Genomic DNA, 12,695 nt, shown 5'->3' with positions numbered 1-12,695 from the left:
ATAGCCGCAGGTGAACGTCCGAACGAGCGACGAAATCGGGCATGGAACAATAGGCACCTATGGCGACCGCGATGAAAATAAGAGAGGCGGACCTAAGCTCTCCCGAGCTACAGGACTTCCTCGCCGCGCATCTGGAGGAAATGACTCCGACCGTGCCCGCGTCGAGTCAACATGCGCTGGGACCCGGTGAGTTCTCCGCTCCGGGAGTACGCCTGTGGGAAGGACGCCTCGACGGGCTATTCGCGGGGACCGTGGCAGTCCGTCGCATCGGCGTAGGTCAGGTTGAACTGAAAACGATGCGCATCGAGCCCGCGCTCCGCGGGCGTGGACTCGCACGCGAACTGTTGGAATTCGTGCTCGAAAAAGCACGCGAAAGCCATGAGATGACTGTCTTTCTCGAAACAGGGGCCGCTGACCATTTCGCACCTGCCCGCGGGCTCTACGCGTCTGCCGGCTTCATCAAATGCGGACCCTACGGCACGTTCGACGACGACCCCCACAGCGTCTTCATGCGCCTCGACCTGGGTGCTGAGGTCAGCTCCTAGACCTGCGTGACGATCTGCGGGGCCACGTCCTTGGGCCGCGTGGGCTCGGACAGGGCTTCCGGGCGAAGATCGATGAGCCCGTCGAGCGCGGCGAGTACATCCGAACATGCCTGTTCGCGTACCTCGTCGACCGTGACCTCTCGCCCGAGTTCAGCGGACAAGGTGGTGACACCGGCGTCGGCGATCCCGCACGGGACGATAGAGTCGAAGCCCGCCATCGAGTTATTGCAGTTCAGCGAGAACCCGTGCATAGTCACCCCGCGCTGGATGCGAATGCCGAGAGCGGCGATCTTCCTATCCGGGCGGTCTCCGTCCGCGAGACACCACACGCCCGAACGGCCCTCTACGCGCGTAGTGGAGACACCGAAGCGTTCGCACGTGTGAATGATTCCCGCCTCCACCCGGTGGACGTAATCCATGACGTCGATGGGGTCGGCGAGCTTGATGATCGGGTAGCCCACGAGCTGGCCGGGCCCGTGCCAGGTGATCCTGCCGCCGCGGTCCACGTAGATGACCGGCGTATCCGAGTCCCCGGGGAGGTCCTCGGGCTGCGTTCGCTTGCCGGCGGTGAAGGTCGCCGGGTGCTCGAGCAGGAAGAGCGTATCGCCCGATTCGCCCGCCGCACGGTCCGTGGCTGTCGAGGCCTGCAGATCCCACGTCGGCTCGTAGTCGACGGTGCCTAGTTCGACGACCTTCACAGGTTCGGTCTGCGTGCGAATGCTGCGGGGTGCGGTGCTCATGCCCGTCACAATACTCTCGGCGGCGCGGTCGCCGGAATCGGTTGAGATGGTGCGAAATGGATGACGGCGAGCTTCCCGCAGGAAGCCCGCCGTCATTGATCGACCTGTGCGGCCGACGCGCGGTCGACTACAGTCCGAGATCGCCTTCGAAGGCGGCGGTCTGCAGGCGATCCTTGATCGTCGTCAGGAAGCGGCCGGCGTCCGCACCATCTACGAGGCGGTGGTCGTAGGTCATCGGGAGGTAACCCATCGAACGGATCGCGATCGATTCGCCGTCCTCATCGGTCTCGACGACCGGGCGACGCACGATGGCACCCGTACCGAGCATCGCAGCCTGCGGCGGAACGAGGATCGGCGTGTCGAACAGGGCGCCTTCGGAACCGATATTCGTGATCGTGAAGGTACCGCCCGACAGGTCGTCCGGACCGAGCTTGCGGTTGCGGGCCTTGCCCGCGATCTCGACGATCGCCTTGGCGAGGTCCGCGACCGACATGTCCTGGGCGTTCTTGATCACGGGGGAGAGCAGGCCCTGCTCGGTGTCCACGGCGATACCGAGGTGCACCTGCTCGTGGTAAGTGATCTCGTTCGAGTCCTCGTTGTACGACGCGTTGACGTTCGGGTGCGAGATCAGCGCCTCGACCGCAGCCTTCGCGTAGAACGGCAGGAACGTCAGCTTCGTGTCGTGCTTGGCCTGGAAGTCGGCCTTCACACGGTCCCGCAGCTGCGCCACACGGGTCATGTCGACCTCGAAGGTCTGCGTGAGCTGCGCCGTCGACTGCAGCGCCTCGCGGGTGCGCAGTGCCGTGATCTTTCGGATACGGTTGGCTTCCTTGGTGGTGCCGCGAAGCTCGGCGAGCTCGGGGCGCACGCCCTTGGTTGAAGGACCGCCTTCCTTGGCGGCGGACTTGCCCGAGCCGGAAGCCGAACCGCCCTCGGCGGCAGCGAGCACGTCCTGCTTGCGGATTCGACCACCGACGCCGGTGCCCTCGACCTGCTTGAGATCAACACCCTTCTCCTCGGCGATCTTGCGCACGAGGGGCGTCACGTACGGCGAGCTGCCGGTGGCCGCGGCCTCGGCGGGTGCCGCCGGGCGGGCCGGCTCGGACTCCGCGGCCTTCGGCTTCTCCTCGGCCTTGGACTCGTCCTTCGCCGGAGCCTTGGGCTCTTCCTTGGGCTCGGGCTTCTTCTCTTCCTTGGGCTCGTCCTTCGGGGCCTCGGCCTTCTCGGCCTTGTCCTTCTTCTTGTCCTTCTTCGGCTTCGAGCCGCCCGCGCTGCCCGAACCGATCACTGCGAGCTTCCCGCCGACATCGACGGTGTCGTCCTCATCGGCGAGAATCTCCAGCAACGTGCCGGCCACGGGAGACGGGATTTCGGTGTCGACCTTGTCCGTCGACACCTCGAGGAGCGGCTCGTCGACCTCGACAGTGTCGCCGACGGACTTGAGCCAGGTCGTCACCGTGCCCTCGGTCACGGACTCGCCGAGCTCCGGCATGAGGACGTCTTCGCCCTCTGCGGAGCCGCTCTCGTCGGCGCCCGCCTCGTCGTCATCGTCGTCATCGTCATCGGCCGCGTCGTCGTCCGACTCGTCGTCAGCGGGCTCGTCGTCCTCAGCCGCGGTGTCGGCCTCGTCCTCGGCTTCGGCTTCGTCGCCGTCGTCCTCCGCGCCACCGGCGCTGCCATCGTCGATCTGCGCGAGCTCGCCACCGATCTCGACGGTGTCGTCTTCCTGCGCGACGATCTTGCTAAGCGTTCCGGCCGCGGGCGACGGGATTTCGGTGTCAACCTTGTCGGTCGAGACCTCGAGCAACGGCTCGTCGACCTCTACCGTGTCTCCCTCTTGCTTGAGCCAGCGGGTGATAGTGCCCTCGGTGACCGATTCACCCAGTGCCGGCATCTCAACGGAGAAGGCCATATGTTGACTCCTCGAAATCTCTCGCTCCCGGTGGCTGTGGCCCCGAGGCTATTGGCGTTCGTCTTAACGTACTTTCGGCAGGTACAAGCGCGGTGGCGACTCGTCGCGGCCTGGTTCTACGACTGCGGGAGTAACCGCAATCAACCCTACGGGCAATGCACCCGACGCGGGCGTGTTCGACCTTACGCGCGTTGTATCCCTACCGCTCATTGTGCCTTGCGAATTCGCATCGCGCCGCCGATCCCCGCCACGAAATCACCAGCGCACCCACCCGCATGCGGCGACCGCGCACGGCGAGGGAACAATTGCCCTAGCGGAGCACGTTAAATCCGGTACCTACGATCTGGGGCACACCGGACCGTCACGAACCCAAGAATCTCAAGGGGATGCGCATGGCGCTTTTCGGCCGCAATAGGCAAAGCTCGAAATATGACGGCGGACGTCCCATTTCGCCCGAGGACCTCGAGCACTTCCGCACGTGGTGTGCGACCCGTGCAGGCATCGACGGATACGTGGAACCGGCGACCGTCGTCAACCCGGTGTCCTTACTGCTCGTCGATATTCTCGGCGAGTACACCCGCCGCCCCATCGGCAGCTGGGACGTCGCCGACAAACTCGGCCGCGAACTCGGCTTCGCCGTGTATGCGGCCGACGAGACGGGCTACCCGCGCCGCATGCGTGAGCGCGACGAGGCGATGCGCCTCAAACAGAAGCGGGAACGCCGCGAGCGCATGCGCGAGGAGATGCGGCGGCTGGAGCAAGAGCGCAACGAGCGGTAAACAAACACGGAGGCAGGCCGACCACAGCGCTCCTGAGCACCGTGGCTGGCCGGCCCCGTACCGACGCCCGCGAGGGCGAGGTGATCAGCCCTTCGCGGCGACGTCCTCGAGCACAGCGAGCATCGTGCGCAGCGGAACGCCGGTCGCGCCGGCGGGGTAGTAGCCCCACGCACCTCCGGTGTTGAACGCCGGCCCGGCCACGTCGATATGCGCCCACGGCAGACCCTCGCTGACGAACTCGCGCAGGAACAGCCCGGCGACAAGCATTCCGCCCCAGCGCGAAGACGCGCTGTTGACCATGTCCGCGACCTTCGAGTCGAGGCCTTCGCGAAGCTCCTCGGGAAGCGGCATCTCCCACGCGTTCTCGCCGACCTCCTTCGACAGCGCCGCCACGCGGCCGCGGAACTCCTCGGTGCCCATCACGCCGGGGGTGCGCATGCCGAGCGCCACCATCTGTGCGCCGGTGAGCGTCGCGGTGTCGATGAGGTAGTCGGGTGTGTCCTCGCAGGCACGCACGATCGCGTCGGCCAGGATCAACCGTCCCTCGGCGTCGGTGTTGGTGATCTCCACGGTCTTTCCGCCGTACATCGTGAGCACGTCGCCGGGGCGGTAGGAGTTGCCGCCAGGCATGTTCTCGGCCATCGGCACAGTGGCAGTGACGTTGACCGCGACGCCCAGCCGCGCTGCGGCGAGGACCGTGCCGATGACCGCGGCGGCGCCGCCCATGTCCATCGTCATCTGCTCCATGCCGGCGGCGGGTTTGAGCGAAATGCCGCCGGTATCGAACGTGATGCCCTTGCCGACGAGAGCGACCGTCGGTCCGTCGGATTTAGGTGCGTAGGTCAGCCGAAGCAACCGCGGCGGTCGGCTGGAGCCCTGGCCGACGCCATTGATGCCGCCGAACTCACCATCGCGCAGGGCCTGGTCGTCGAGCACCTCCGCCGTCACACCTACGGCTTCTGCCAGTTCCGCGGCGCGGGCGGCGAAGGTTTCCGGGTAGAGCAGGTTCGGGGGAGTGTTGATGAAGTTGCGCGTCGCCGCGACGGACTCTGCGACCGCGGTGGCCCGCTCGATGTCTTCGGCGGCCGCACCGAGGATGGCGAAGGTGTCCCGGTTGTTGTCGTTGGCGCTGTCGCTCTCCTCGCCGCTGCCGGTGACCTTGAGCGCGCCGAAACCGCCGAGTCCGGCACCGAGCGCGACTTCGGCGGCCTCCGGGATTCGCTCCTTGCCGTCTCCGGCAGGGGCGAGGACGAACACGACGTTGCCGTGGCCGCGGGCGGCTCGGGCTGCACTGCCCGCGGCCTGACGCAGGTCCTCATTTGTGACGGCGGAGACCGCGTCCCCGAGGCCTGCCGCGAACACGACCGGCGGCACACCCTCGGCGCGAATCGATAGCGCGGTGACCTTGCCGACCTTCGCCGAAGCCTTGAGCGCCCTCGCAGCCGCCGCTAGCTCCTCCAACGCAGCCGAGGGCAGCACCGAGGAGACGACCTCGACCTCGTCGCCGTCACCGTCGACGAGGCCTACGACGAGTGCGTCGGCCGCCGGGTCGATCTCCTTCGCCGAGGCGAGAGTGGGAACGTCGGACGAGGCCGCGAGAATGGATTTGGCGCTGGGCATAAAGACCTCCGAGTCGGTTCGGTAATATCGCTGGTTCACGCGGGGCACGCCTCGCGCTACTCGCTCCTGAGTCTATCGACGCCGGTGGACTACCGTTGGGGGCAGCGACGTCGCGCGTGCCAGCGCGACACGAACGGCGAACGACACAGGGAAGAGGACGCGGACATGGCAGGAGATTCTTCGGCAGGCGAGCTCAAACTCGGCCCGGTGCACGCAGAGCACGAGCGCGCGGGGGCGACCTTCGCGCCTTTCGGCGGCTGGTCGATGCCGGTGTCCTACGCCGGCACCGTGTCCGAGCACAATGCGACCCGCAATGCGGTCGGCCTGTTCGATGTCTCCCACCTCGGCAAGGCGCTCATCTCCGGACCCGGCGCCGCGACCTTCGTCAACACCTGCCTCGCCAACGACCTCGACAAGATCGGTGCCGGCCAGGCGCAGTACACCTTCTGCCTCGACGAGTCCGGCGGGGTCGTCGACGACCTCATCCAGTACCGGGTCTCCGACGAGGAGATCTTCCTCATCCCGAACGCCGCCAACACAGCAGAGGTCGTGAGCCGGCTGCAAGCCGCTGCTGCAGACCGCGCGCCGGAGCTGACGATCACCGACGAGCACCGCTCCCGCGCCGTATTCGCGGTGCAGGGGCCGAAGTCGGCAGAGGTGCTCCAGGCGCTCGGCCTCCCGACCGATCTCGACTACATGCAGTTCCTCGACTCTGAGTACGAAGGCAGCTCCGTTCGCGTGTGCCGCACCGGATACACCGGGGAGCAGGGGTTCGAGCTGCTCCCACTCTGGGACGAGGCCGCGACGCTGTGGCGCGCGCTGGAGGAGAAGGTCCTCGAGCGCGAGGGCGCGCTGGCCGGGCTCGGCGCGCGCGATTCGCTGCGCCTCGAGGCCGGGTACCCGCTGCACGGGCACGAGCTCACCATGGACATCAACCCGGTGCAGGCCCGCGGATCCTGGGCGATCGGTTTCGACAAGCCGCAGTTCTGGGGCCGCGACGCCGTACGCGCCGAGAAGGAGAATGGCCCGAGCCGCCGTTTGTACGCGCTCAAGGTCACCGGGCGCGGCGTGCTCCGCGCCGAGCAGGACATCTACTCGGAAGGGACCAAGATCGGGGTCACCTCGTCCGGCACATACTCCCCGACCCTGGGCACGGGTATCGCGCTCGGCTTCGTGGACGTGGCCTCCGGCGTCAAGAAGAACGAAACCGTGACGGTAGACGTACGCGGCCGCCAGGTCGAATGCGAGCTGCTCCTGCCCGGCCTGGTGGCGAACCACACGCGGTAATCGGCGCGACCGCCGCTCGGCAACGCGCGAAATTCTTCGGACCGAACGCAACCCGCGCCACGCGGGGGCCGGTTTAGACTAGGGGCAACGCACCACCCGGCCCGTGCGCTCGGTCCATTCTTCTCATACTTGTAGGTGTCTTTTTATGAATATCAGTGCTGCCTCTTTCGAGGTCACGCGAAATCCCTCGCCGGCGAGCGACGAGCGCCGCGCCGAAATCCTGTCCAACCCGGGATTTGGCCAATTCTTCTCCGACCACATGGTCTCCATCGAATTCTCCGACGGCGAGTGGAAGAACCCGAAGGTCGAGCCGTACGCCCCACTGACGATCGATCCGGCCGCCATGGTGTTTCACTACGGTCAGGCGATTTTCGAGGGGCTGAAGATCTACCGTTGGTCCGACGGCACGCTGCGCGCTTTCCGGCCCGAGCAGAACGCGGGGCGGATGAATCGCTCCGCCGACCGCATGGCCATGCCCCAGCTCGACGAGGAAGTCTTCCTCGAATCGCTTCGGCAGCTGCTCGCGGTCGACGGGCAGTGGACGCCCGAGGCGGGCGCGGAGGATTCCCTCTATATCCGTCCGTTCATGATTTCCACGGAAGTCGGGCTGGGGGTCAGGCCTGCGGATCGCTACCTGTTCCTTATGATCGCGTCGCCCGCGGGCGCGTACTTCTCCGGCGGAATCTCGCCGGTCACGGTGTGGCTCACCCGCGAGTACGTCCGGGCCGCCCCGGGCGGTACGGGCGCGGCCAAGTTCGCCGGTAACTACGCCGCCTCGCTCAAGGCCCAGGCAGAGGCGATCGAGAACGACTGTGACCAGGTCGTCTGGCTCGACGCCGCCGAGCACAAGTACATCGAGGAAATGGGTGGGATGAACCTGTTCTTCGTGTACGGCAAGGGGGATGACGCCGAACTCGTCACTCCGGAACTATCCGGTTCTCTGCTCCCGGGAGTGACCCGTGCGAGCCTCATCCAGCTCGCAGAGCAGTCGGGGATGAAGGTCTCGGAGCGGCGCATCGCGATCGATGACGTCGAGGCAGGCATCGCCTCCGGCGAGCTGACCGAGGCGTTCGCCTGTGGCACCGCGGCCGTGATCACCCCGGTCGGTCACTTCAAGGGATCGGGCGAGGACTTTGTCGTTGCCGATGGCGGCTCCGGACCGGTCACCCTCGCTTTGCGCGATCAACTCACCGGCATTCAGCGCGGCAGCGTCGCCGACGAGCACGGCTGGATGGTCCAGCTCAGCTGAGTCTGAGCGGAAGGGGGAGCCCCCACGTCGGTGTATTGGACGATTTGCCGGAGTGGGGGATTCACCGGTCGAGCGTGCGGGCAAGCTCGGACCACGAAGATCGGTAATCCGGGTGTCCGTCCCAGGCCGAGGCGATGACGGCGCGGATCGAGTCGCTCGAGCGGTTCGCCGAGCTTGCGGGGTCCACTCCGAAGAGGTACTCGCCGAGCTTGAGCGCGGGGGCGGAGCCGGTCGCCCAGTCCAGCCAGTCGTCTGTCTCTCCATCCTCGCGCAGCCTGCCGCTGAGAACGAATAGTCGCTCATAAGAGCGTTGAATGTTCGGCGGCAGGCTCCGCTCGTCCAATCGGCGGGACACGAAAGCTTCGAGGTCGTTCATGCGGAGACGTCTTCTTTCTCGTGGTTCGACTTTCCGCTACCGGCGAACGCGGGCCCGGCGAGAAACCAGATGACCGCGACGACACCCATGAGCAGCACCGTGCTCCAGAACGGGTCTTCGCTGGCCTCCGCGAACGACGACGGGATACTCCAACCTTCGAAGACGAGCATGGCGAGGATGCATCCGGTCGTGATGACGAAGCCGGCCAACAGCCGAAACCACTCGGCCCACAGCGCTCGGACCTCGTCGCGCGATCCCTTGGCGGGTTTCGTTGGTTTTGGCCCGCTGTCGAACCGGTAGCGGAACCAGCTGTCCATTCTGCGAACGATCGGCTTGCCGAAAGCGACGGTTATGCCCAGATATAGAGCCGCGAAAGCGTGTGCCCGTGTCGGTTCACCGCCGAGCATGAGATCTGCGGTCACGAGCAGTACGAGCACCAGGTCGACGAGGGGTACGAGAGCGAGAACGATTGTGCTCGGACGCGCTGCCCGGGCGATGTAGCGCAGCGAGAAACCGCCGAGTACGAATACCCAGAAGGCGATTTCCGCGCCGATGATGGCTGCGATCATGAGCTGGCTCCGTCCAGAGAGTCGAGAAAGGTTCGGAGGTTCTCTTCGGGTTCGCCGGGAGCAAACGCGCCTGGGTCGACGAGCATCTCCAGCGCATACCCGTCGAGCATGGCGCACAACTGATTCCGCGCGGTGCCGATATCGAGGCCGGGGTCGGCAGCTCCCAGCTCTACCAGGTCGGAAATGATCGCCCCGGCGAACTCGCGGATCTCGCCGAGTATCCGGCGTGCGACCGGCACCAGCGCCGGCTGGACGAGAGCCTTGATGGTGAACTGCATGTTCGCCGCGTAGAGCAGACGCGTCTCCTCGTCGTGGGGGAGAAGAATGCCGAGCGACTCGGCGGCCACCTCTCGGGCTCGCGCTCCCCGCAGCGGTTCCCCTTCCGGTCGCGCCGCCTCAAACGTCGCACGGATGCGGGACCCGATGTCGCGCGAGAGTTCCTCCATGGCGAAAATATGAAGCTCGTTCTGGGAGCCGAAGAAGTGTCGCACCGAGCCCGCGGAGAGCCCCGCCTCGGCTGCGACGGCTCGCACCGAGGCGGCGTCGAAGCCGTCGCGACGGATCACGGTCCACACGGCTTCCGCGAGCGCGCGCCGTCGCTGCTTCTCGTCGATCTTGTTCACCATGCATTCAAACTAACACGGCTGTACTAATTTGAAAATGGCTCGAAATGGATCGGTTGGAACGTTGATTCGCGAGCGCTAACCCGCGATGACGGCGAATCCGCTCGCCATGAGCGCCGCCCCCAGCGCGATCGCCGTCCCGAGCACGTCGCCGGAGATGCCGCCGAGCCGGCGCACCACGTGCCTACCGAGCACCTCCGCGAACAACCACGCCACCCCGCAGATGACGACGCACATGCCGATCGCCACCGCCACCATGGGCGCCCCGGGTTCGACAAAAATAGAGCGGTCGGAAGCGGAGGAGATGTTCACGCCCGCGAGGGCTGCGGCGGCGAGGGTGATGAGCGCCTGCGCCGTCATACTTTCGCGTCCTTGTGTGGACGCCACCAGCGGGCCGAAGCCGCCCTGCTCGGCGGCAGGGATCGAGTGGCGGCACAGGAGGACCGGCAGGCACCGCGACACGATGCCCACGGCCGCGATCGCGGCAAAGGCCCCCGCCTCGATGAGTTGGGCGTACGCGGCGACCTCGACCAGCGAGACCAGCGCAAGCGCGCCGGCACCCAAAGGCCCGACCGTTCCCTCGCGCATGATCTGGCGGGCCTCGGCGGCGGGTTTATAGGAGGCGAGGGCGTCGACGGTGTCGGCGAGGCCGTCGAGGTGCATCCCCCGTGTGAGGATCGCGAGCCCGGCGACGACGAGCGCCGCCGAGAGTATGGGGGCTGCGCCGGCGAGGTCGAGGACGTACGCGAGCACGGCGGCGAGCACGCCGACGACCGCTCCCGCGGTGGGGAGGCAGGCGATGGCGCGACCCGCCGCTTCGCGGGTGACCGTGCCGCGGACGCGTAGCGGGAGGATCGTCATCCACGAGATGATCATCGCGGCCGCGCGCAAGGTGGTCACAGTGCTAGTCGGTGGCGGTTTGGGACTTGCCGGAGACGCCCGCGGTATCGAAGGTGGCCATTTCCCGGATGACCGCGACAGCGCCCTGGAGGATGGGAAGCGCCGTGACGGCGCCGGAACCCTCGCCCAGGCGGAGGTTGCCCTCGACGATCGGCTCGAGGCCGAGGTAGGTGAGCCCCGCGGTGTGTGCGGGTTCCGGAGAACGATGGCCGGCCTGCCACCAACCGCGGGCCCCCGGGGCCAACAGGTCGGCGACGAGAGCCGCAGAGGTGACCACGACGCCGTCGAGGATGCACGGAGTCTTGCGCAGCGCGGCCTGGGCAAGGAAACCGGCCATCGCTGCGAGGTCGGCGCCGCCGACGCGCTGCAACAGTTCCACCGGCTTGCGCGAGACGTTGCGGCTGCGGAACATCCCATCGCGTACCGCCGCGGCCTTGCGCATCCACCCGGCGTCGTCGATCCCGGTGCCGCGTCCGACGATCGTCACCGGCTCGAGGCCGGTGATCGTTCCGATGAGCACCGTCGCCGGCGTCGTGTTGCCGATACCGAGATCGCCCGCGATAAGCAGGTCGGCGCCCGCATCGATCTCCTCGTCGGCGATACGGCGCCCGGCGGCGATAGCGGCGAGCGTCTCTTCCTCGGTGAGCGCGTCCTCGCGGTCGAGCGAGCCGCTGGAGCGGCGGATCTTGTGGCGGCGGGTGTATTCGGGGGTCGATCCGGCGACGGCCATGTCGGCGACCTTTACCGCTGCGCCGTATTGGCGTGCGAGAACCGAAACCCCGGCGCCGCCGGAGAGTATATTTTCGACCATCTGCGTGGTGACCTCGGGCGGGAAGGCCGACACCCCGTGGGCGGCAACACCGTGATCGCCGGCGAAGACGACGATGGATGTGTTCGCCAGCGGAGGTGGCGGAACCTCGCCGCGGCACGCCGAGTACCAGATGGCGAGGTCTTCGAGCCGGCCGAGCGAACCGGCGGGCTTCGTGAGCATTGCCTGGTAGTCGAGAGCCTGACCCGAGATGTTCCGATCGGGCTGGGCGACCTTGCCGAACTTGCCCGGAGCTTCGTATAGCGCAGCATCCCGGAGCCCGGGGAAGTCCTCGTCCGAGTACTGCGAGTCGGGGGAGAAGTGCGCGGTGGCGCCCTCACCTTGCTGCGACGAGTATGCGGCAGCTGCCACACCCGCGGTTGCCGCGACGCCGGCCGAGGAGCCGGCGAGGGGGCCGGCGGACAGGTCCGGTCTGGGCGGGCGCTGCTGCGCAGGATCCTGGTCGGTGGCGGCCGTCCGGGCGTCGGAAGAACCGAACCGGGCGACCGCGTCGTCGCGCCGAGCGGCGTTGGGGGTCGCCTGGGCACTCCCGTCGAGCGAAATCGCGTGGCCGGCGATGACGAATTCCGCGTAGTCGCATTCCTCGGCAAGTCGAGAATTCAGGGCGCCGAGGATATCGGCGAACTGGCGGCCCGATGTCGTCGGGGCGATCACGCCGAGACCGACTTCGGCGGACACGAGAACCGCGGTACCGCGGAAATCCGACAGTGCCGCGAAGAGGTCGTCGGTCTCTGTATCTGCTGCGTGCCGATCGCCGGTCCACCCGAGGTTTGCGTCCAGCGTCGCGGTGAGCCACGCCGCGAGATCATCGATCAGCACGAAGGCATCCGGGTTCTCGCGAAGGACGGAGGCGATATCGCGCGTTTCGATCGTGCGCCATGATGCCGGACGCCGTGCTTGATGAGCGGACACACGCTCGGCGAAATCGTTATCGTCGCCGGAGGTCAGGCCAGGCGCCACATAGAGCACCTCGGACGGCCCTGCGGCGGCTGCGATCAGGCTTTCCGCGCGCGCAGATTTGCCCGAACGATTGCCACCGATGATGAGCGAACGCAATTGTGCCCCTCCTTTGGCGATGTACGTAAGAGCTTCCAGCCTAGAGCGGCAGTAGCGTCGGCACGATCATGGCGCGCAGCAATCGCATCGTTTGCGCCGCGATTGCCGGTGGTACATGTCTGGCGAGCGTCCGGAAGCTATGTTCCCGGGATCGCATCTCCCGGCTTGACCCGTGGGCGAGGGGTGCGAAGGCTCTTCGGCTGCATGGCC

The 12,695-nt window shown here is 66.9% G+C and carries 12 protein-coding genes; 4 read left to right on the top strand and 8 right to left on the bottom strand.

Annotated features, from left to right (window positions below; all coding sequences use genetic code 11):
- The first annotated feature begins 59 nt into the window (after positions 1-59).
- Complete coding sequence (locus K8V11_RS12580; protein WP_303914861.1) at positions 60-545, top strand: GNAT family N-acetyltransferase; 486 nt, start codon at positions 60-62, stop codon at positions 543-545.
- On the opposite strand, the gene lipB is transcribed toward K8V11_RS12580, so the two are convergent.
- On the bottom strand, positions 542-1,285 hold the full coding sequence (lipB, locus tag K8V11_RS12575) for a lipoyl(octanoyl) transferase LipB (RefSeq protein ID WP_303914858.1): 744 nt from the start codon (positions 1,283-1,285) through the stop codon (positions 542-544). The genes K8V11_RS12580 and lipB overlap by 4 nt on opposite strands.
- Before the next feature lie 127 nt (positions 1,286-1,412).
- A complete protein-coding gene (sucB, locus tag K8V11_RS12570) occupies positions 1,413-3,197 on the bottom strand; it encodes a 2-oxoglutarate dehydrogenase, E2 component, dihydrolipoamide succinyltransferase (RefSeq protein WP_303914857.1) in 1,785 nt (594 codons plus the stop codon).
- A 392-nt stretch (positions 3,198-3,589) separates the two neighbouring features.
- Between sucB and K8V11_RS12565 the strand changes: the two genes are divergently transcribed.
- Complete coding sequence (locus K8V11_RS12565; RefSeq protein WP_303914854.1) at positions 3,590-3,976, top strand: oxidoreductase; 387 nt, start codon at positions 3,590-3,592, stop codon at positions 3,974-3,976.
- An 84-nt stretch (positions 3,977-4,060) separates the two neighbouring features.
- On the opposite strand, the gene K8V11_RS12560 is transcribed toward K8V11_RS12565, so the two are convergent.
- Positions 4,061-5,635, bottom strand: coding sequence for a leucyl aminopeptidase (locus tag K8V11_RS12560; RefSeq protein ID WP_369693079.1), 1,575 nt, complete (start codon positions 5,633-5,635; stop codon positions 4,061-4,063).
- A 126-nt stretch (positions 5,636-5,761) separates the two neighbouring features.
- On the opposite strand from K8V11_RS12560, the gene gcvT reads away from it, so the two are divergent.
- Entirely contained in the window at positions 5,762-6,883 is a 1,122-nt protein-coding gene (gene gcvT / locus K8V11_RS12555; RefSeq protein WP_303914851.1) for a glycine cleavage system aminomethyltransferase GcvT, read from the top strand.
- A gap of 145 nt (positions 6,884-7,028) precedes the next feature.
- A complete protein-coding gene (locus K8V11_RS12550; RefSeq protein ID WP_303914848.1) occupies positions 7,029-8,132 on the top strand; it encodes a branched-chain amino acid aminotransferase in 1,104 nt (367 codons plus the stop codon).
- Positions 8,133-8,193: 61 nt separating this feature from the next.
- Here the strand turns inward: K8V11_RS12550 and K8V11_RS12545 are convergent, their stop codons facing one another.
- The 5 genes from K8V11_RS12545 to cobT all read right to left on the bottom strand — a co-directional run bounded on the left by K8V11_RS12545 (position 8,194) and on the right by cobT (position 12,485).
- Positions 8,194-8,508: a hypothetical protein gene (locus tag K8V11_RS12545; RefSeq protein WP_303914846.1), complete on the bottom strand. Its 315-nt coding sequence runs from the start codon at positions 8,506-8,508 to the stop codon at positions 8,194-8,196.
- Positions 8,505-9,077: a hypothetical protein gene (locus K8V11_RS12540; RefSeq protein WP_303914843.1), complete on the bottom strand. Its 573-nt coding sequence runs from the start codon at positions 9,075-9,077 to the stop codon at positions 8,505-8,507. The genes K8V11_RS12545 and K8V11_RS12540 overlap by 4 nt, the downstream gene beginning before the upstream one ends.
- Positions 9,074-9,703, bottom strand: coding sequence for a TetR/AcrR family transcriptional regulator (locus K8V11_RS12535; RefSeq protein ID WP_303914841.1), 630 nt, complete (start codon positions 9,701-9,703; stop codon positions 9,074-9,076). Before K8V11_RS12535 ends, K8V11_RS12540 begins: the two co-directional genes overlap by 4 nt.
- Before the next feature lie 75 nt (positions 9,704-9,778).
- Positions 9,779-10,600, bottom strand: coding sequence for an adenosylcobinamide-GDP ribazoletransferase (locus tag K8V11_RS12530; protein ID WP_303914838.1), 822 nt, complete (start codon positions 10,598-10,600; stop codon positions 9,779-9,781).
- Positions 10,601-10,604: 4 nt separating this feature from the next.
- Positions 10,605-12,485 carry a nicotinate-nucleotide--dimethylbenzimidazole phosphoribosyltransferase gene (cobT, locus tag K8V11_RS12525; protein WP_303914835.1) on the bottom strand — a complete coding sequence of 627 codons (1,881 nt, stop codon included), beginning with the start codon at positions 12,483-12,485 and terminating at the stop codon, positions 10,605-10,607.
- Positions 12,486-12,695 lie beyond the last annotated feature (210 nt).

This window comes from Dietzia timorensis (assembly GCF_020742175.1).
GTDB classification, from domain to species: Bacteria; Actinomycetota; Actinomycetes; order Mycobacteriales; family Mycobacteriaceae; genus Dietzia; species Dietzia timorensis_A.
The sequence above is the reverse complement of the archived record's forward strand: the minus strand, read 5'-3'. Positions and strand labels throughout refer to the sequence as shown.